The 19,695-nt window shown below is 63.0% G+C and carries 20 protein-coding genes; 10 read left to right on the top strand and 10 right to left on the bottom strand.

Going from position 1 to position 19,695, the window contains the following annotated elements; translation table 11 throughout:
• Positions 1-36: 36 nt before the first annotated feature.
• Positions 37-735: a uracil-DNA glycosylase gene (ung, locus tag ACZ5U1_RS09135; protein WP_464778139.1), complete on the bottom strand. Its 699-nt coding sequence runs from the start codon at positions 733-735 to the stop codon at positions 37-39.
• A gap of 84 nt (positions 736-819) precedes the next feature.
• Between ung and ACZ5U1_RS09130 the strand changes: the two genes are divergently transcribed.
• The 4 genes from ACZ5U1_RS09130 to ACZ5U1_RS09115 all read left to right on the top strand — a co-directional run bounded on the left by ACZ5U1_RS09130 (position 820) and on the right by ACZ5U1_RS09115 (position 4,188).
• Positions 820-1,788, top strand: coding sequence for a serine hydrolase (locus ACZ5U1_RS09130; RefSeq protein ID WP_464778138.1), 969 nt, complete (start codon positions 820-822; stop codon positions 1,786-1,788).
• Between the two features lie 64 nt (positions 1,789-1,852).
• Entirely contained in the window at positions 1,853-2,218 is a 366-nt protein-coding gene (locus ACZ5U1_RS09125; protein ID WP_464778137.1) for an Mpo1-like protein, read from the top strand.
• Positions 2,219-2,288: 70 nt separating this feature from the next.
• A protein-coding gene (locus ACZ5U1_RS09120; protein WP_464778136.1) for an IS5 family transposase occupies positions 2,289-3,046 on the top strand; the annotation gives its coding sequence in 2 pieces (ribosomal slippage) (positions 2,289-2,607 and positions 2,607-3,046; 759 coding nt in all).
• Between the two features lie 74 nt (positions 3,047-3,120).
• The gene (locus ACZ5U1_RS09115; RefSeq protein ID WP_464778135.1) at positions 3,121-4,188 is read left to right on the top strand and encodes a GNAT family N-acetyltransferase; all 1,068 of its coding nucleotides are present in this window, start codon (positions 3,121-3,123) and stop codon (positions 4,186-4,188) included.
• On the opposite strand, the gene ACZ5U1_RS09110 is transcribed toward ACZ5U1_RS09115, so the two are convergent.
• Together ACZ5U1_RS09110 and ACZ5U1_RS09105 are read right to left on the bottom strand one after the other, a co-directional pair.
• Entirely contained in the window at positions 4,166-5,026 is an 861-nt protein-coding gene (locus ACZ5U1_RS09110; RefSeq protein WP_464778134.1) for a transcriptional regulator, read from the bottom strand. The two genes, ACZ5U1_RS09115 and ACZ5U1_RS09110, sit on opposite strands and share 23 nt — an antisense overlap.
• A complete protein-coding gene (locus ACZ5U1_RS09105; protein WP_464778133.1) occupies positions 5,023-6,153 on the bottom strand; it encodes a GNAT family N-acetyltransferase in 1,131 nt (376 codons plus the stop codon). The genes ACZ5U1_RS09110 and ACZ5U1_RS09105 overlap by 4 nt, the downstream gene beginning before the upstream one ends.
• A gap of 191 nt (positions 6,154-6,344) precedes the next feature.
• On the opposite strand from ACZ5U1_RS09105, the gene ACZ5U1_RS09100 reads away from it, so the two are divergent.
• The 4 genes from ACZ5U1_RS09100 (at position 6,345) to ACZ5U1_RS09085 (ending at position 10,036) form a co-directional block, all read left to right on the top strand.
• Complete coding sequence (locus ACZ5U1_RS09100; protein WP_460986619.1) at positions 6,345-7,343, top strand: NAD-dependent epimerase/dehydratase family protein; 999 nt, start codon at positions 6,345-6,347, stop codon at positions 7,341-7,343.
• A 287-nt stretch (positions 7,344-7,630) separates the two neighbouring features.
• A complete protein-coding gene (locus ACZ5U1_RS09095; RefSeq protein WP_464780006.1) occupies positions 7,631-8,638 on the top strand; it encodes a KpsF/GutQ family sugar-phosphate isomerase in 1,008 nt (335 codons plus the stop codon).
• Between the two features lie 41 nt (positions 8,639-8,679).
• Positions 8,680-9,441, top strand: a complete 762-nt coding sequence (locus tag ACZ5U1_RS09090) for a cytidylyltransferase domain-containing protein (protein ID WP_464778132.1) — start codon at positions 8,680-8,682, stop codon at positions 9,439-9,441.
• Positions 9,442-9,445: 4 nt separating this feature from the next.
• The gene (locus ACZ5U1_RS09085) at positions 9,446-10,036 is read left to right on the top strand and encodes a histidine phosphatase family protein (protein WP_464780005.1); all 591 of its coding nucleotides are present in this window, start codon (positions 9,446-9,448) and stop codon (positions 10,034-10,036) included.
• Between the two features lie 120 nt (positions 10,037-10,156).
• Here the strand turns inward: ACZ5U1_RS09085 and ACZ5U1_RS09080 are convergent, their stop codons facing one another.
• The 4 genes from ACZ5U1_RS09080 to ACZ5U1_RS09065 form a co-directional block, all read right to left on the bottom strand.
• On the bottom strand, positions 10,157-10,981 hold the full coding sequence (locus tag ACZ5U1_RS09080; protein ID WP_464778131.1) for a hypothetical protein: 825 nt from the start codon (positions 10,979-10,981) through the stop codon (positions 10,157-10,159).
• A gap of 148 nt (positions 10,982-11,129) precedes the next feature.
• Positions 11,130-11,675 (bottom strand): LptA/OstA family protein, encoded by a 546-nt coding sequence (locus tag ACZ5U1_RS09075; protein ID WP_464778130.1) that lies wholly within the window; start codon positions 11,673-11,675, stop codon positions 11,130-11,132.
• Positions 11,675-12,322 (bottom strand): LPS export ABC transporter periplasmic protein LptC, encoded by a 648-nt coding sequence (locus ACZ5U1_RS09070; protein WP_464778129.1) that lies wholly within the window; start codon positions 12,320-12,322, stop codon positions 11,675-11,677. The genes ACZ5U1_RS09075 and ACZ5U1_RS09070 overlap by 1 nt, the downstream gene beginning before the upstream one ends.
• A 21-nt stretch (positions 12,323-12,343) precedes the next feature.
• A complete protein-coding gene (locus ACZ5U1_RS09065; protein ID WP_464778128.1) occupies positions 12,344-12,961 on the bottom strand; it encodes a ribonuclease D in 618 nt (205 codons plus the stop codon).
• A 242-nt stretch (positions 12,962-13,203) separates the two neighbouring features.
• Between ACZ5U1_RS09065 and ACZ5U1_RS09060 the strand changes: the two genes are divergently transcribed.
• Positions 13,204-14,043, top strand: a complete 840-nt coding sequence (locus ACZ5U1_RS09060; RefSeq protein WP_464780004.1) for a cold-shock protein — start codon at positions 13,204-13,206, stop codon at positions 14,041-14,043.
• Positions 14,044-14,353: 310 nt separating this feature from the next.
• A complete protein-coding gene (locus tag ACZ5U1_RS09055) occupies positions 14,354-15,838 on the top strand; it encodes an AAA family ATPase (RefSeq protein WP_464778127.1) in 1,485 nt (494 codons plus the stop codon).
• 244 nt (positions 15,839-16,082) lie between these two features.
• On the opposite strand, the gene ACZ5U1_RS09050 is transcribed toward ACZ5U1_RS09055, so the two are convergent.
• The 3 genes from ACZ5U1_RS09050 to ACZ5U1_RS09040 are packed head-to-tail and all read right to left on the bottom strand — an operon-like array spanning position 16,083 to position 19,648.
• Positions 16,083-17,399, bottom strand: a complete 1,317-nt coding sequence (locus ACZ5U1_RS09050) for a cell wall hydrolase (protein WP_464778126.1) — start codon at positions 17,397-17,399, stop codon at positions 16,083-16,085.
• An 18-nt stretch (positions 17,400-17,417) separates the two neighbouring features.
• Positions 17,418-18,347: a cysteine synthase A gene (cysK, locus tag ACZ5U1_RS09045; protein ID WP_464778125.1), complete on the bottom strand. Its 930-nt coding sequence runs from the start codon at positions 18,345-18,347 to the stop codon at positions 17,418-17,420.
• On the bottom strand, positions 18,344-19,648 hold the full coding sequence (locus tag ACZ5U1_RS09040; protein ID WP_464778124.1) for an MFS transporter: 1,305 nt from the start codon (positions 19,646-19,648) through the stop codon (positions 18,344-18,346). Before ACZ5U1_RS09040 ends, cysK begins: the two co-directional genes overlap by 4 nt.
• Positions 19,649-19,695 lie beyond the last annotated feature (47 nt).

Genomic DNA, 19,695 nt, shown 5'->3' with positions numbered 1-19,695 from the left:
GACGAAAGTGATGGCCATTGCGGATCAAGCGGCGCCTCATCCCTCAACCCCACATTCCGGCAAAGCCCAATCAATCCCCCCACGCCCCTTCGCCTCCAAAAAGGCATTGGCCTGCGAGAAATGCCGACACCCCAAAAACCCATTATGCGCCGACAGCGGCGAAGGATGCGCTGCCTTCAGCACCAAATGCCGCGTCTGGTCCACAAAAGCCGCCTTCCGCTGCGCATAAGCACCCCACAGCAGGAACACGACCGGCTCCTCCTGTCGGTTGACCAGCCGAATGATCGCATCGGTAAACTCTTCCCAGCCGCGCTTCTGGTGTGAAGCGGCGCGCCCCATCTCGACCGACAACACGCTGTTCAGAAGCAGCACGCCCTGCCGCGCCCAATGCTCCAGAAAGCCATGCTGCGGCGCGTCGATGCCCAGGTCGCTCTTCAGTTCTTTGTAGATATTCTTGAGCGAAGGCGGCGTACGTACCCCCGGCTGCACGCTGAAGCACAGCCCATGTGCCTGCCCCTCGCCATGATAGGGGTCCTGCCCCAATATCACCGCCTTCACATTGCCGAGCGGCGTCAGGTCCAGCGCGCGGAAATATTCGCTGCCCTTAGGGAATATGCGCTTTCCCTGTCGCTTCTCCTCTTCCAGAAATGTTTTGAGCGCCTGCATATAGGGGCGGTCGAATTCCTCGCGCAGCGGCGCGCGCCAGCTTTCGTCGAGCTTGATCGTTGCGGTCATGACCGCCTGATGACCTGCCCGGCAACGGCCTGTCAACCGCACGGCGGCCTTGCTCCGCGCCGGAAAATGAGGGAAAGGAAAATCATGCCGCGCCTTTCCTTCACGACCGCCCTTTTGGCGGCCCTCGGCCTGTTTCTCGCACCGCTGCCCACGGCTGACGCCTTCGGTTCCCAGCCCAATGTGGTGCATCAAACGGCCCAATCGCGTCTTCTCGGCGAATTCACCCGTTTCGCGGCGCTCAGCGACGGCACGGTCGGCATAGCGGTGCGCGACCTGCGCAATGGCGAGACGCTGGAGCTCAATGGCGACACGCTTTTCCCCATGGCCAGCACTTACAAGGTCGCGGTGGCGGGCAAGATCCTGTCGCTCGCCGACGCGGGTACGCTGCGTTTCGATGAAAAGCTCCCGCGCCTCGGCACGCCGATGCCGGTCACGACCTTGCTCGACCTCATGCTCACCCGCAGCGACAATGAAGCGACCGACGCGCTCGTCGCCCGCGCTGGCGGCCCGCAGGCGGTCCATGGCTGGCTCCAGTCGCTCGGCATTCGCGGCCAGCGGGTAGACAGCAACACCGCGCAATTGCTCGCCCGGGCAAAGGCGGTGGGTGGAGCGGGGGACGACGCCGACACCGGCCTGTCATCGCGGGCACGGGATGCGCGGGACCTACCCAACATCGCCTTCGCCGCCGATCCCCGCGACACCTCCACGCCGCGCGCGATGAACGACCTGCTTGCCGTCATCCAACATGGCAAGGCGTTGAAGAAGGGCAGCACGGCCATGCTGCTCGGCATCATGGCGCGCTGCAAGACGGGCAAGGCGCGCCTCGTCGCCATGCTCCCGCCCGGCACGCCGATCGCGCACAAGACGGGCACGCTCAATGGCCTGGGCAATGACACCGGCATCATCACCCTGCCGGACGGCCGCCCCATCGCCATTTCCGTCTTCGTCATGAAGGATCATCGCGGCCACGCCGCGCGCGACCGCATCATGGCCGAAGTGGCGCGAGCGGCCTATGACTATTTCCTTTTCGCCCCTGAATCGCGCACGGCCTGACGCATCGCCCTTAACATGGATTGAACTTGGCTATAGCCCGGTCGTCCCGCAGCGGGAGGATGGCATGCGCGATGTCGCGGCGTTCAGCGATTTCTGGCCCTATTATCTTCAGGAACATGCACGCCCCGCGACAAGGGCGATGCACTATGCGGGGACCAGCACCGTTGTCCTGCTGCTCGGCGTGATGCCCTTGACCGGCCGCTGGTGGCTGCTTCCGGCCCTGCCTGTCGCCGGTTACGGCTTTGCCTGGGCCGCCCACGCCCTGATCGAACGCAACCAGCCCGCCACTCTCCGTCATCCCCTCTGGTCCCTGCGCGCCGATTTCCGCATGTGGTTCCGCTTCCTCACCGGACGCATGCGCCGTGATCTCGCCCGCGCAGGCGTCCGCCCGGACGGATCGGTCGACCCCGCCAAGCGCCTCAGCCTCTAGGCGCTGTCTGCATTCACAGGATTCCCATTGAGTTGAAGTTCTGATTCAAGGTTGTCGAAGGAGACGATCATTGAGCAGACGTGCACTGACGGACGACCAGTGGGAGCGGATCAAAGGGCATCTTCCCGGGCGATCTGGCATGCCGGGCCGGAGCGGAGTGGATAACCGGTTGTTTGTCGATGCGATCTTGTGGATGGCGGGCAACGCAGCGCATTGGCGGGATCTTCCTGAGGTTTTCGGGAAGTGGACGGGGGTGCATGCCCGCTTTCGCCGCTGGTCTCACAATGGCGTGTGGGAAGAGCTTTTCCATGCCATGGCCGATACGCCCGACTTTGAGTATGTCATGATCGACAGCACGATCTCAAAGGTCCACGCCGACGCGGCGGGCGCAAAAGGGGGGCTCAAAGTGCCGCCATCGGTCGTTCGCGTGGCGGGCTGACAACCAAATTGCATGCCGTGGTCGATGCGATCGGCCTGCCGCTGCGCATCCATCCAACGCCGGGGCAATATGGCGATTGCCCGCAGGCCCAGTCCCTCCTGGCCGGGCTCAAGGACGTTGATCATGTCATTGCCGATGCCGCCTATGACGCCGATCCGCTACGCGCCTTCATCGCCGGTGAACTCGGCGCAACCGCTCAAATCAAGGCCAATCCCAGCCGCGCTGTCGCGCCGCCCATTGACTGGAGGCTCTACAAGGAGCGCCATCAGGTCGAATGCTTCTTCAACAAACTCAAACGCTTCCGTAGGATCGCCTTACGATGCGAGAAAACCATCTCAGCCTTCATGGGCTTCGTCCATCTCGCATGCGCCATGATCTGGATACGGTGAATGCAGACGGCGCCTAAGGCACCCCCCACGCCAGTGACTTGACCGCTCCCGCCGCTCTGCCACAAGAGGCGGCGATGGCCCTTAACGCCCACTTCTCCCCCTTGCCCGATCTCGCCGCGCTGGCCCAACGCTGGCAGGCGTTGGAGGCGGCATCGGACGCCGCCTTCTTCCTCGGCTGGACCTGGACCAGCAGCTGGCTCGAAAGCTACGCCGTCCGCCCCGACCTCCTAAGCGTCACGGACGGAGAGGGCAGGGACATCGCCCTCGCACTCACCGGCCATGCGCTACAGCCGCGCCTTCTCGGCCGCTGCGCCACTCTCTCGCTCAACCAGTCGGGCGACCCCGCCGCCGACCGGCCCTATGTCGAATATAACGGCCTGCTCGCCGAGCGCGATCGTGAGGCAGAATCCGTCCAGGCCTTCCACACGGCCCTCCAGCGCCGTACCGACTGGCGCGCCCTCCGCCTCAGCGGCATCACGCCCGGCTCTCCTTTGCTCGGCCTGCGCGCCCACCGCGCCACCCGCCTCGACCGCTCACCCGTTTACCAAGCCGATCTCGAAGCCGTCCGCGCCGCAAAGGGCGACTATCTCTCCCTGCTAAGCGCCAACACCCGCAGCCAGATTCGCCGCGCCATCAAGGACCATAACGGCCTCCCCACCGTCACCGCCGCCACCGCAGATGAAGCCGCCACATGGCTCGAAGAAATGCGCGCCCTCAACGAAGGCCGCCACGATGACAATGCGTGGGCAGACCCAGCCTTCCGCCGCTTCCTCCTGACCCTCGCGGGCAAAGGCATCCCCAGCGGCGAAGTCGAACTCCTCCGCTTCACCGATGAAGGCGGCCCGGTCGGCCTGCTCGTCAATTTCATCCATCGGGGCCAGGCGCTGAACTATCAGTCCGCTTTCGCCGCCCCGCGCACGGCCAAGGACAAGCCCGGCCTGCTTTGTCACACCGCCGCCGTCGCTCATTATGCAGAGCGCGGCCTAACCCTATACTCCCTCCTCGCAGGCAAGGACCGCTACAAGCAAAGTCTCGCCACGCGCGAAGAGGCGCTCGAATGGTGGCTCCTCGAACGCTTCTCGCCTGCCCTAGAAGCCGAAGCGCTGCTCCGCCGGTTGCTTAAACGCCCAGCTTCCGCATGATTCGATAGGCGAGCCGCCGCGCGCTTTGCCGCTCCGGCGCAGCGCCGATCCGCCCCACCGGCAATCCCCGCCGCCGCAGCAGCGCGTTCAGCCCATGAAGCTCGCTCTCGGCAACGCTACGCTCCGACCGCCAAGTCACCGACAGACTGATCGACACGCCCGCGCCATTCTCCACGAAATGCGGCGCCTTCACCGGCACATGGATCGCGTCACCGGGCAGCAGCTTCACCGCCGTCCCGCGCCCGCGAAAATCGTCCCGCCAATTCAGGTTACGATGCCCGCCCGCATGAAAAGCCTCGCTCTGCACCGCAGGCACCAATTCCTCGTCTCCAGCCGGAAAGACGGTCATCACTTTTTCGCCCATGATCTGGAGCAAAATATTATGCTCCGGGTCCATGTGAAACGGCGTCACGCTGTCCGGCGACGACAGGAAGATAAACGCCTCCCGGTTCAGCATCGCCCCCGTCCGCACGTCCACGATCGGAGCCAATTCCGCCAGCGCCGTGTCCAGCAACGCGCCATAGGCGGCATCCCGCTCGACATTCTTCAGCACCGCCCAGCTGCCATTGGTCTCGATCGTCCGGATCGTCTCGCCCAATGTCAGCCCATTGGACGGCGTATCTTCCGGCCGCACGCCCAAAGGCAGCTTGCCCAGATTATACTCGACCGAAGCCGCAGGCATCCGCTCCGCCAATCCGGCCAACGCCTCGATCGCCAGCAACGGGTGCCCAACAAGCCCATGGTGCAACTTCACCGACGCGTCCGGATAGGCTCCCGCGAATATCCGCCGCGCCTCCTCATCGAAAACCTGCGCGCTGATCGGCAAATGAGCAGTCATCCTTGTCCCTTCATGTGGCTGGCCATCGCCTCCACGCCATTGGCCAGCGCGAAGGCTGCCATCCGCCCGATCCGATCGATCCCGCTCCCATGCAGCGCCACGCGATATTGCACGATCGTCCGCCGCTCGGCCCACAGGCTGTCGATCATCGGATGATCGGGCGCAGCACAGCTGTCCATCCACCCGATCGCCGGATCACCCTGCACCGCATGCAGGTTGGCAAGCTCGATCAGCACGCCCGGCGAAAAGCGCCCCATCTCCTCGTCAAAGGCGATCTTGAAGGAAAAGGCGCCCTCGCCATGGCGGAAATTCGCCAGCATCGCGATCGGCCGCCCGCCCAGGTCAATGCGCAGGAAATGCAGCAATCCGGCATCGAAAGCCGCCGCGCAGGCCGCCCGGAAAAAGGCCGCGTCCTGCGGAGAACAGCCAAGCGCCGACCCCTCACGCCCCTTCCACCCCGAAGCCTCCAGCGCCAGAAAATCGGCACACCAGTGCGGCAGCTCCGCCCGATCCACCAGCAGGCGCTGGCTCACCGTGCCAAGGTCCGCCAGCCGCTTTTGCAGCCGCCTGATCTCCTTGCGCTTCTTCGCTCGCACATGCGTTTCCCAATAGGTGTCGGCATCCAGATCGGATCGCAGCATGGCGCGATCATAACGATGCACCTCGCGCCGCCCCCGCCGCTGCTCGACGCACAGCGCCTCCAGCGCGGCGGCGTTCGCCCCCGCTGCGTCCAGTCCCCGCAGATACAAAAATCCCGCCGCCCAATGCGCGTCATCCAACTGTGCCAGCAATCCCCGCCAAGCCGCCACCTCATCACCCCGCCGGATCAACGGAGCGCCAAAGAAGCAATGCTCATGCATCCAGTTGGTGACGCAGGAAATCGGCAGGCGCCCGTGACGGGCCGCCACCGTCACCGGCAACAACCCGATCAGCGCCCCTCCCGCATATGCCTCGACCATCCGCACGCCCGGTGTCCCCGCCAGATGATCCAGCGCCGCGCACAGCATGTCCGGCGCGTAAAAGGCGTTCGCCTCCGCCGCCTCCGCCGCCAAAGCGGTCCAGCGGGCGCGCTGCGCGGGGCCATAGGCACGGGTGCCGTTGGGCAGGGGATGCGATGCCATGTCCATGGCAAAGCGCATAAACTTCAATGATTAGGGAAAGACTAAACTGCCTCATTTGGGGCAGCAGGCCGCCTCTTTGGGGGAAAGCCCTTTACATCGCGCGTCGGATTGTCTGTTAACGATGGGGCTAACCCGCGACGGCTGAAAGAGATTCCCATGGCGACCCACCTGATCCTGTCACATAGTGTGGTGGCCGCATGACCATCCTCGTCACCGGGGCGGCTGGCTTCATCGGCATGGCCGTCGCCGACCAGCTGCTTGCCGCCGGGCGGGCGGTGATCGGCATCGACAATATGAACGACTATTATCAGGTCTCGTTGAAGCGCGACCGGATCGCCGCGCTGCAACAGCGGCATGGAAAGCTGTTCACCTTCGCCGAACTGGATTTCGCCGACATGGACGCGCTGCACGCTGCGCTCGCAGGGCAGACGGTGGAGGCGATCGTTCATCTGGGCGCGCAGGCGGGCGTGCGTTATTCGCTCATCAATCCGCATGCCTATGTCCGCTCCAATCTCGCCGGGCATGTCAACATGCTCGAACTGGCGCGCGAACGGCGGGTGCGGCACCTCGTCTATGCCTCGTCCTCCTCGGTCTATGGCGGCAATGACAGCCTGCCTTTCCGCGTGGAGGATCGCGCCGATCATCCCGTCTCGCTCTACGCCGCGACCAAGCGCGCCGATGAATTGATGAGCGAGACCTACGCCCATCTCTTCCGCATTCCGATGACGGGGCTGCGCTTCTTCACCGTTTATGGCCCCTGGGGTCGGCCGGACATGGCGATGTGGATCTTCACCAAGAAGATCCTGGCGGGGGAGCCGATCCCCGTGTTCAACCATGGCCGGATGCAGCGTGACTTCACCTATATCGACGACATCGTGAATGGGGTGATCGGCTGCCTCGATCACGCGCCTGCGGATGATGGATCGCTAAAGGCGGGCGGCAGCCGTTCGCCGCACCGGCTGTATAATATCGGCAACAATCGGCCCGAAGAGCTGATGCATCTCATATCGGTGCTGGAGCAGGCGATCGGGCGCAAGGCAGAGATAGATTTTCAGCCGATGCAGCCGGGCGACGTGCCCGCCACCTTCGCGGACATCAGCGCGATTGCCCAGGATATCGGCTTCGCGCCGACCACCGGCATAGAGGTCGGCGTCCCTCGATTTGTGTCCTGGTATCGCGACTATCACGCAGGATAACCGGGCAAAACCCGGCACTACGCGCGCCTCGGGGGAAAGTTCCAACCCTCAACATATAAGCAATAATTTGCAGGATATGTGGCAATAAAGGCGCGCAAATATTCGCTCATATTGGCAAATTGAATTGCCATTCTGCCGTTAACGGTTCTATTCCCGTCACCGGGACGGCTTCGAGCCGAAATGGGTCGCTTATAATGAGGTTTAGGGTGGAGCGCCGGATGGCGGCCGCCGCCATGCAGCATCGATCAGGAAAACCTGCCGTGCGTCATGGAAAAAAGGGCGAACTTGTGTCGACACTATCGAAAATTGTGCCTTTTGGCTCTGGCAGCCGGATCGTGGAAACCGCCTGTAGAACCTTGTCTGTCGCTTCCCAGGGACTGAACGCGCTGGAGGCGAAATTCTCCGACCGTGATTTCGCCGCGATATTCCTGCGCGTCGCTGGTATGATCATGAGCGTGCGCGGGCGCCTGATCGTCACCGGCATGGGGAAAAGCGGCATCGTCGCGCGCAAGATGACGGCGACCCTGACCTCGACCGGCACGCCCGCGCTCTTCATGCATCCGGCCGATGCAGGTCATGGCGACCTTGGCATGGTGACGCCTGACGACATCGTGCTGATGCTGTCCCATTCGGGCGAATCCAACGAACTCGGCCCCATCATCCAATATTGCAAGCGGTTCGGCATTCCGCTGCTCGGCCTGACGGCTCGCGCGGAAAGCACGGTGGCCAGCGCTTCCGACGTCTGCGTGCTGTTGCCCGCCGTTCGGGAAGCCTGTCCCAACGAACTGGCGCCCACCACCTCCACCACGGTCCAGATGGCCTTTGGCGACGCGCTTGCCATCGCGCTCATGGAAATGCGCGGCTTTTCGGCCGATGACTTCCACAAATTCCATCCCAATGGCCGCCTTGGCGCGCAGTTGCTGAAGGTGCGCGATCTGATGGCGGCCGGTGACAATGTCCCCCGCGTCGCCGAAGATGCGTCGTTGCTCGACGCCACCATCGAAATGACGCGCGCGCGCCTTGGCGGCACGGCGGTCGTCAACAGCGCTGGCGAACTGATCGGCGCCTTCACCGATGGCGACTTGCGGCGAACCCTCACCGATACGCGGCAACTGACCGAAACCGTCGGCCAGTTCATGACCGTGCCCCCGCTTTCCGTGGGGCCTGACGATCTCGCCTCTGAAGCACTGCGCCTGATGCACATGCATAACATCACGCTGCTCTTCGTCTGCGAAGGCGGGCGGCTGGCGGGTGCCGTCCATATGCACGACCTGCTGCACGCCGGGGTCGCCTGAACAGCATCATCGTCATTCCGGCGCGGGCGGGCTCGTCCCGTTTGCCGCGCAAGCCCCTGCGCCTGATCGCCGGGCGCACGCTGCTGCACCGGACCATCGCCATGGCGCGCGCCGCCATCGCCGACCTCGCCGACGCGGAACTGGTGGTGGCGACCGACGACCGCGAAATCGCCGATCACGCCAATGCCGCAGGTTGCGCCGCCGCCATGACGGACAGCGCGATCGCGACCGGCTCCGGCCGCGCGCTCGCCGCCGCGCTCCAGCGCCCGGCTCCCCCGCGCTTCGTCGTCAACCTGCAAGGCGACTCCCCCTTCCAGCCGCAGGGCGCCCTAAGCGCTGTCATCCGCGCGCTGCACGCAGGCGCTGAGGTCGCAACCCCCGTCATCGCCCTCGACTGGCAGGCGCTCGCCGCCCTGCGCGATCATAAGCTCCGCTCGCCCTTCAGCGGCACCACCTGCGCCCGCGCACCCGATGGCCGCGCGCTCTGGTTCTCAAAAACCATCATCCCCGCCATCCGCGACGAACAGGCCCTGCGCGACAGCCAGCCACTCTCGCCCGTCTGGCGCCATGTCGGCCTCTACGGCTACACGCTAGAAGCCCTGACCCGCTTCGAACAAACAGCCCCCACCACGCTCGAACAGTTGGAAGGCCTGGAACAGCTCCGCCTCCTCGAACTCGGCATCCCGGTCACCACGGTCGCGGTCGACCCGCCCATCTTCGACAGCTCCGGCATCGACACAGAGGCCGACATTCAGCGCGTAGAGGCCCTCATCGCCACCCATGGCGACCCCACGCCCGCCTGACCTCATGCGCCGCATCTTCATCATCCGTCACGGCAACACCTTCGAAAGCAGCGCCACCGCCTGCCGCATAGGCGCGGGCACCGACCTGCCCCTCGTAGAAAGCGGTCGCGCCCAGGCCGACCGCCTCGGCCACTGGTTCGCCGCGCAGAGCCTCCCCTCCTGCCGCATCCACAGCGGCCCCCTCAGCCGCGCGCGCGAGACCGCAAGCCGCATCGCCGCCGCGCTCAACCAGCCCGTCACCGGCACGCTTCCCTGGCTCGATGAAATCGACCACGGCCCTGACGAAGGCCGTCCCGAAGCCGAAGTCCTCGCCCGCATCGGCCAACAGGCGCTTGGCGCATGGGACGAACAAGCCATCCCACCCCCCGGCTGGATCGTGAACGCGCCATCCCGCATCGCCGCCTGGCAAAGCTATTTCGCGCAAAGCGGGGAGGGGACAGGCCTGCTCGTCACCAGCAACGGCGCCGCCCGCTTCGCCCTGCTCGCGCTCGGCCTCTCGCCCGCCTCGCTCAAGCTGCGCACCGGAGCCTATGGCGAGTTGGCCGTCGCGCCTGACGGCACCGTTACCCTCTACAACTGGGACCAACGGCCCTAAACGTTGCCACAATCCAAAAAGCCTCTCCCCTTCAGGTTCAAACGAGGCACGTGACTCGTTTGGAGGGTTTGGGTGGGGGGCGCTCCCCGGCTTCCGATTGCACCTGTCAAACGACGCCGCTCACCCCACGGGTGTTGCGCTGGCCGTCACAGGTTGCAGCACGGCAGGCTTCGCCTCGGGCGCGGCAACAGATTTGTCCGCCGCCGCTTCCGGAGCCGCAGCCTGCGCCTTCAGGCTCGCCGCCGCATTTTGCAAAGCGACCGCCGCCGCTTCCAGCGCTGCCGCCGCGGAACCTGACCGCCCAGTCGGTTCCCCCGTCTTCGCGACAGTCACTCCCGCAGCCGTGATCGCCTCGTGCGGAGCATCGACCCGGCCCGTCCCTCCAGCTTCTGCCGCACCCACCGCAGAAGCCGCTACCGAAGCCGACGCTACCCGAGCCGTCCCCGCCGCCGTCACCACCGGCTGCGCCTCGCACACCGCATCAATCCCCAGCGCGCTTTCGGAAAAGTTCGTCGCCAGCTGCGGCAATTCCCTGTCCTGCGCCTCGGTCGCCAGCGTCAGCAGCGTCTCGGTCATCTGGCAATTGCTGCCCGTCTGCACCGTCCCGGAATGGCCGTTGCCCAGCTTCGTGTTGAACTGCTCATAGGCGCGCTGCCCATCAGCAATGCCGTTCACCCGCATGAAGCGCGTCTTCAGCACATTATTATAGCTGCTCAGCAGGCCCATCTTCTTGTCGACAAAGGCGGAATATTTCGCCTCGATCTCCTTGTTCACGCCTTTGCAACGCAAAGCCCCCAGCATCAGCATCACATGCAGATCCCGGACCTTCGCCGCTTCTATTTCATAGGGTTGCCAGCACTGATTTGGACCGGAGGCGGCTACCTGGCCGGAAGAGAGCGCAACAAAACAACAGGCAGCAACCGCCGCCATCTGCAACCGTGACATGATGGACCTCGCAGAATCGAAAGAGGCGACCCCGCTATCCCGATAGTAGCATTTTGCCCCAAAAATGCCATGTTTATTAACGCGCATACGCCCGCCTGGGCGCAGGAAAACGCTCCCCGGCCCCTACCGCATCAGCACTGGTAAAGCGTCAATTCTTCCGCTGCGGCACGGTAAAGGTGCCCGACACACGGCCCGATCCGCCCGAAACCCCCGGCACGCCGCCGCCGGAAGACCGCCCGTCCACCGTCGACCGACCGCTGGTCAGGTCAATCACCAGCCGCCCGCCGGTCAGCCGATTGGCCCCCTGCGTCAACGTCACATTGCCCAGCATCGTGATCAGGCGGCTGTTAAGGTCATAGATCGCCACATTGCCGCGCGCCGTCTCGTTCCCTTTGGTCACGATGACATTGCCCGAAGCGTCGATCCGGTCGACCTCCACACCATTTCCGCCAGTACCATTGCGGTAAGCGACGGTCATCCGTGCGGCGTTCAGAGTCATGCCCGCCTGCGTCACCTGGACATTGCCCGAGACGACGACGCGGTCGGCGCGGTCCTGCACCTCGATCCGGTCGGCGGTGAAGTTTACCGGCGCGTTGCTGTCATGATTCTTCAGCACCTGCGCCCCGGCGCCCGCGAAAACCATGGCCGCGCCCAAGGCGCCAGCGCTCGACAGCAAAATCAGCGATCTTTTCATCACTTTTGCCCTTTGATGCCATTTTGTTCGATGCGCAAGCTCGCCCTGCCATTGAGCGTAACCGTCCGCGCGTTCAGGTCAGCGTCCAGATGGTCGCCGCTGAACGTGCCGATGGGTATCCGGCCATCGACGCGCCCCGCGCTGCGCATGCGTCGGCTCTTGAGGTCGATGCCCACGTCCCGCGTCGTCAGCCTGTATCCGCCCGCCGCCTCGAACTGCACCGGCCCGTCCACCGCGACACGTTCCTTGTCCATGTCATAGCGCCCTTTGCGCGCGTTCAGCACGGCCGGGCCTTGGGACAGCAGGATGCGCGCCGACATGTCATTCAGGTCCACGATCGGCTCGCGAGAGCTTTTCTGCACTGCACTTCCGGCGCGCAACGAAAAGGGCTGCCCCTTGCTGTCCTCGCCGCGATACAGCGCCTCGCTCACGCGCATCCGCTCCTTCGCCACCTCGACCTTGTTCTTGTCGAGTACGAAGCTCACCTTGTCCCCGCCGGTAAAGGGCGCCATCACCAACAACGCCGCCAGCACGCCCACCAGCACCGGCAACCAGTTTTTCAGCCGCGCGACCAGCCTGTCATGGCTGCCACCCGGCCGCGCCCAATGGCGCCTGACATGACGTTGCTGATCGGCCTGTATGGACATGGGAAAGCGCTTCTAAGCCCCTTACATATGCGCGAAGATGTCGATCTCCGGCCATCCCGCCAGGTCCAGCTCGGCCCGGTGAGGAAGGAAATCGAAACAGGCCTGCGCCAGTTCCATCCGCCCTTCGCGGATCAATCGCTTGTCGAGTTCAGCCTTCAGCGCATGCAGATACCGCACGTCGGACGCCGCATAATCCTTCTGCGCGTCGGACAGGGTGGGGGAACCCCAGTCGCTCGACTGCTGCTGCTTGCTGATTTCCTGCCCCAGCAATTCGCGCACCAGTTCCTTCAACCCATGGCGGTCGGTATAGGTGCGGATCAGGCGTGAAGCGATCTTCGTGCAATAGACGGGCGCTGCCACCACGCCCAGATAATGTTTGATCGCCGCGATGTCGAAACGCCCGAAATGATACAGCTTCAATCGTGCCGGATCGGCCAGCACCGCGCGCAGGTTCGGCGCGGCATAATCGCTGCCCGGCATGAATCGCACCAGATGCTCGTCACCCTTGCCATCGCTGATCTGCACGACGCACAGGCGATCGCGCGGCGTGATAAGGCCCATGGTTTCGGTATCGACGGCGACGGGGCCGGAGGCAAGGACGTCTGCGGGCAGGTCCTCTTCGTGGAAATATACTGTCATCCAACCCCTCTATGGCGAAAGCGGCGGTAACTCAATCGACGCTTTTTCGGCGCTGCCAAAATGCCCCACGCTGGTTCATTCGGGCGAATGTGGCGGCAATCGGGCTAAAATCATTCGCGCATGGCTGAAAAGTTGATATAGTGATTCTCAAACCCGCATCCGTGCGGTGGATTCTGCATGTCATTTCGCCCGGCATGTTTGTCCGATTTAGTCGGGGGCGAAGCGAAAGTGACCAACAGGGCATGAGTTTTGATAGAGGTCGCCGCGGCGGGCGCGGCAAGGACAAGCGCGACGGTTTTGGCGACGACAATTTTTACGGCGGCGGTAACGATCGTGGCGGCTTCGGCGGTGGTTTTGGAGATCGTGGTGGTTTCGGCGGTGGTGATCGCGGCGGCTTCGGCGGCGGCGGTGATCGCTTCGGCGGTGGCGGCGGCGGTGGCTTCCGCAGCGGCGGCGGCGGCGGCTTCGGCGGCGGCGGTGGTGGCGGCTTCGGCGGCGGCCGTGGCGGCGGCGGCGGCATGCCTGCCCAGGTCGTTGGTGAAGGCACCGGCGTTGTAAAGTTCTTCAACGGTCAAAAGGGCTTCGGCTTCATCGTTCGTGATGACGGCGCGGAAGACGTGTTCGTCCACATCAGCGCCGTTGAGCAGGCAGGCCTCACTGGCCTCGCTGAAGGTCAGCAGCTCGGCTTCACCCTGGTCGACCGTGGCGGCAAGATTTCGGCAACTGACCTCAAGATCGAGGGCGAGCCCCTTCCGGTCGTCGATCGTCCGCGTGAACCCCGCGAACCCCGTCCGGGTGGCTTCGGTGGTGACCGTGGCGGCTTCGGCGGCGGCGATCGTGGTGGCCCGCAGCGTCAGCTGACCGGCGAACGCGCCAGCGGCACGGTCAAGTTCTTCAACGCCATGAAGGGCTTCGGCTTCATCCAGCGCGACGATGGTCAGCCTGACGCATTCGTGCACATCAGCGCAGTCGAACGCGCAGGCATGTCCGCCCTCAACGAAGGCGACCGCCTGGACTTCGAACTCGAAGTAGACCGCCGCGGCAAGCACGCAGCCGTCAACCTTCAGTCGAAGGCCGACTGACACATAACTCTGCCCGCATAAGCGGAGAGGATAGAAGGGGTCGCCTGCCCGGCGGCCCCTTTTTTTGTTGGGGATTGCTGGGTATGGGTGCTTGGCGCCATTCTCGGATATTTACCTGCTCGGACGCCCCACCCATAAGCGGTCACTCGCTGAGGGCGCTGATCGGCCGGAAGGAAGGACGGCCCTAGGACGAACCCGGCATGCCCTTATCACTACCTGAAAGACAGTCTTTGGGAAAAATCAGACTAGCACTTCGTCAAGTATTGCCATTATGGAGTCATAAATATCCGGACCGTCGAGGGGCTTTGTGTTGCAATTAAGCGAACTGAACGGGCAAACCGCCCTGCTCTCAGGTTTGAATAATCTCAATGTCATCGTGGGCCGTAACGGTGCGGGTAAAAGCCGTTTCCTCCGCGATATCGACTCGACATTGAGTCAGGCTGACGAATTCCATATTCGGTATGTCAGTCCTGAACGCGCCGGCTCATTTAAGCGTGACGGCAATGTCATGACCAATATGAGCAATAATGCAAACTGGATCCGGAGCGTGAGATCCAAGAATCAGGTCGACAATTTTAAGTCCGCGTCGGCTATGCTCTTTCGTGACGCCGAAACAAACTACCTTCGGCGTCTGGAAGAAGATCCAACGATCAGAGATGATCACTCCAGGACGTTCCGAAATGATCGCCTCAGCAAAATCAATCGCTTGCTGACGAACATATCCTTGGAAAAAGGTTCATCCGACTACGAGTTTCGATCACTTGTAGACAATGCCGTGATCAGCCCCGATCAGATCAGTAGCGGCGAATCTGAGGCCGTCGCTCTAGCTGCGGAAATCCTCTATTTTTTCGACGCACTCGATCCCAAGAAGATGAATGTTTTGCTACTCGACGAGCCGGACGTGCATCTGCACCCCGACCTTCAGGCTCGCCTCGGCAAACTGATCATCGGCATGCTAGATGAGTTTGCGGATCAAATTGATAGAGTTGCCGTCTGCATCTCAACGCACAGCACGCCCTTGATCAGTTCGCTCGCGGACTCTGACTATGTGTCGATTGGAACGAAGAGCTTCGGGGTCGAAACGGTTCAGTTGAAGCCGGCGAGTGTTGAACTTCGTAAGGCCGCTCCTTTCTTCGGCCATCCGCTATCGCTTGCGCTTAGCCAAGACGCTCCACTCATTCTCGAAGGCGAAGACGACGAGCGAGTTTGGCAACAGGCCGCCCGCACATCGCAAGGCGGGATCAGAATCTTTCCAGTGTTGGCAGGCAGCGTCAACCAGCAAGGAGAAGTCGAGACGTTCTGCGGCGAACTGCTGGGCACACTCTATGACAACCCTGTCGGCTTCTCGCTGCGCGATGGCGATGGCGTGATAGATGAACCGCTTGAACATCAGCCGCCGATTAAGCGGTATCGCCTGCGGTGCTACGCTATCGAAAATACGTTGCTGACCGACCAATGCCTTGCGGTCATGAACAAGACTTGGGAAGAGTTTGTTGCAGCAGCCGCGCAATGGGTCGGTGCCAATGCTACCCATCGCGACCTTGCCAGCATGCAACAATTAGTCGCATCAACCGACCGCCTGAGACATACAAAGATCAAGAATATCCGGCAGCTTGTCTGCGCGATACTAGAATGCAGCAAACCTTGGGAGGTAGTTGTCGGACAGGCGATCGGTGTCTTGAATCGTGAGAGTCTCGAAAGCGGCAATATGCTGGCGGACTACCTCGATCCGGCGATGCTGCGCGAGATCGTATTCAGAGACACGGAGAACGCTTTACAGCCTGTGGTGGCCTGAGCTTCTCGTTTCGTTGGCGCTCGTCGCGTTCACCTAATGCCTTGAACGGCAGCTATTCAAATTTGGCCGCTTGAAAGCGGTCAGTCTCTTCACGGCCAATTTGTGCTGATCAACTACCCGACTGCCGTAGCGCCGGACTTCTAACTACACATTCCCCGCATTGGCTAACCGCCCCCGCCCCCGCCGGAGGGAGAGGGAAGGCCCCTCCCAAAAATAGGAAAATAGGAAACCCCCAAAAACGCGTTTAATTCGCCATTTCATTCATGACTTTGACCGGCGGCACGATCGTCACCGTCTCAAACCGCTCCTTCCGCCGCACTCCGTTCAGCGGCGGCGGAACATTCACCTGCTCCACCGGCACCCGCTGCCGCATGCATTCTCCCTTGTTCTCCCGCGCCGTCTGCCCACAATTCCACAAGGCCCGCTGCAATCCCGTCCCGCTATTGTGAATATAGGCAAAGCTCATGCTTTCCATCTGATCGCCCGACAGCGGAAACCCACTCGGAGCGCTCCCCGCCCGCCAAGCCATAATCCGACACTCCGGCCGCCCCGCGCAGAAAGTCTGCGCCATCACCGGCCAGTTGTCGGGCGCCGTCCCCTTGCCAAGTTCCACCAGAAAGCTCCGCGCTCCCGGCGCGATCGCGATCAACCTTACGCCGCCCATTATCCGGCCCAGCGAGTCCGCGCCGATCGCCTCTTGCGGCTTGGCCGTCAAAGCCGCCAGACTGCTCCCACCCGGAGCCAGAACGCCCGGGCCCTCGCTGCTCCCGTCCTGATGCGCCATCGACAGTCGGGCGATCCGCGCAATCACCGGCTCCACACTATCCCGCGCCAAGCGGAAAGCGGGCGGCGTTCCCCACCACCCCCGCCAGCGGAAGAAAAGGTGCGTCCCCACCGCCGTGATCTTGTCCAGGCTGCCGCTCCAATAGGGCACCACCCAATCCGTATGATAGTGGGTGGCATAGCCGACCGGCTTGAACACCTTGCCCGCCAGCGCGGCCTTTGCGATGTCTCGCGCTCTGTTCCATGCCTCTTCCCCCGGCGTCCGCGCCAGCGCGCCATCGCAGGTGAAAGTGAACTGACAGCCGGTCGATCGTTCCTGCCCCTGAAAGACGACCCCGCACACCGTTTTGGGGAAAGCGGGGTGCCGAACCCGGTTCAGCACCACCTGCGCCACCGCGCGCTCGCCCACCGCGTCATCGCCCGCTTCGTAAAGCTGCGCGGCCGCCAGGCAGTCCGTGGCCCGCGCCAGGTCGCTTTCCGAGCCAGTGAACACAAACGGCCGCGCTGCCGGATTGGGGAGCCGCGAGAAAGGCACAGCCCCGTTGAACGCCCGCGCCTGATCCTGATTCAGCGTATAAAGCTCCACCGGCTGCACAACGGGTGCCGCTGTGGTCGGCCGCTTCATCAGCGCGCGCTGAACCAGTGCCGCCCGTGCCGCATCGGCAGCAGGCGCCCGTGCATCCCACCGCGCCACCAGCGCAGGCAAACCGGCAAATAGCAGGAGCCAGATCAGCCACATCGCGCGATGTGGCTGGCTGCTGGTAGAAGCGTCGATCATTCCTGACCCTGCGCCATCCTATTCGGGCAGGAAGTCAGGCACCGACAGATAGCGTTCGCCAGTATCATAGTTGAAGCCTAGAACGCGGCTGCCGGGCGAAAGCTCCTTCAGCTTCTGCGCGATTGCTGCCAGGGTTGCTCCGGACGAGATGCCCACAAGCATGCCTTCCTCCCGCGCCGCGCGGCGGGCATATTCCTTGGCATCGGCCGGATCGACCTGGATCACGCCGTCGAGCAACTGCGTGTGCAGGTTCGCGGGGATGAAGCCAGCGCCGATACCTTGAATGGGGTGGGGACCCGGCTGTCCACCGCTGATCACTGGCGAAAGGGTAGGCTCAACCGCATAGACCTTCAGGGTGGGCCACAGCTTCTTGAGTACCTCCGCAACGCCCGTGATGTGACCGCCCGTACCGACCCCAGTAATCAGAGCGTCAAGCGGGCTGTCCGCAAAATCTGTCGCGATCTCCTGCGCGGTCATGCGAACATGCACGTCGATATTCGCGGCATTTTCAAACTGTTGCGGCATCCAGGAATTGGGCGTTTGCTCGATCAACTCCAGCGCGCGTTCAATCGCGCCCTTCATGCCCTTCTCGCGAGGAGTCAGATCAAAGGATGCGCCATAAGCCAGCATCAACCGGCGCCGCTCCACCGACATGCTTTCCGGCATGACGAGGATCAGCTTGTAACCCTTCACCGCCGCGACCATGGCCAGGCCAACGCCCGTATTGCCAGACGTCGGCTCGATGATGGTTCCGCCGGGTTTCAGATCACCCGACTCCTCGGCAGCTTCGATCATCGCAAGCGCGATACGGTCCTTGATCGATCCGCCCGGGTTGGAGCGTTCCGATTTGATCCAGACTTCGGTGCCCTCAGGCGCGTCTGCAAACAGGCGGCTCACCTGAATATGCGGTGTGTTGCCGATGGTTTCGAGAATATTGGCAGCTTTCATTTGGCCTTCTCCTGGCTGATCTCGGCCTCCCTTAGGTCGGGTGGGTCAAAGGTACGTGCAAGGCGCAATTCGGGAAAGAGCCGCGCCCATAAAATTGTGATGATTATAGCGCCTATCCCGCCGCCAATCACGGCCGCAACGGGACCAACCAGCGCGGCGAGGAAGCCTGACTCCGCTTCACCCAATTCGTTCGACGCCGAAATGGTGAGTTGTGAAAGGCTGGATACCCGGCCCCGCATCGCATCGGGCGTGTGAAGCTGGATCAGCGACTGGCGCACGTAAACAGACACCATGTCCGCAGCGCCCAGCAGCACCAGCGCACCTATGCCGATCTCCATGGCAATATTGCGGGGAATGAAGGCAGTGGCGCCAAACAGGATCGTCGACAGCCCGAAGATCATGACGGCGCCCAGCATCTTCAATCCGACCTCTGATCGCATGGGTCGAAAGGAGAAGAAAAGCGCGACGATGGCCGCTCCGATAGCGGGAGACGCGGCCAGATGTCCCAGCCCCGCCGATCCAACCTTCAATATGTCGCGTGCGTAAACGGGCAAAAGCGCCGTCGCTCCTGCCAGCAGTACCGCGAACAGGTCCAGAGTGATGGTGGCCAGCACGAGCCGGTTCGATCGCACATAAGTCCAGCCGTCAAGCATCTGCCGGACCGGGTGACGACTTGTGTCGCGCGGCGGCTGTTTGACTGGACCGATCAGCAACATGCCCCAAAGGGCAATCGCGAACAGTAGCGATGTAAGAGCATAAGCGCCCCAGGGCGTCATGGCGTAGACATAACCACCCAAGGCGGGACCGATGATCATCCCTGCCTGCCATGCAACGCTGGACAGCGCGATCGCATTGGGCAGCACGTCGCGCGGCACTAGGTTGGGCGCCAAGGCGCTGTAGGCAGGCCCATTGAACGCGCGCGTAATTCCCACCACGCCGGCGATGCCAAAAATCAGGGGCAGGCTCACCCAGCCTTCATAGGTTGCAAAAGCCAGCAATCCCGACGCTGCCATGAGCAGTGCCAAGGTCAGGCGCGCAATGGCGCGGCGGTCGAAATGATCCGCGACCCAACCGGTAAGCGGGGTCAGAAAGAAAAGAGGCACGAACTGCGCCAACCCGATCAGGCCGAGCTGAGCGGCGGCGCCCGACGTGCTCATACTTTCGCGTGCGATATTGTACGCCTGCCACCCAAGCACGGTCATCATGCCATATTGGGCCAGTACGCCCGCCAGCCGCCCCATCAGATAGGCGCGGAAATCGCCGAAGCGCAGCGGGTGACGGGAGTCGGCGGGGGCCTTCATATGATTTCCTTACCGCCTGCACCGCATTACGCAATTACAGCGGTAGA

The sequence above is a fragment of the Sphingobium sp. TomTYG72 genome, assembly GCF_055394715.1.
Note: the sequence above shows the minus strand (reverse complement) of the source record. Positions and strands in the feature narration are given on the sequence as shown.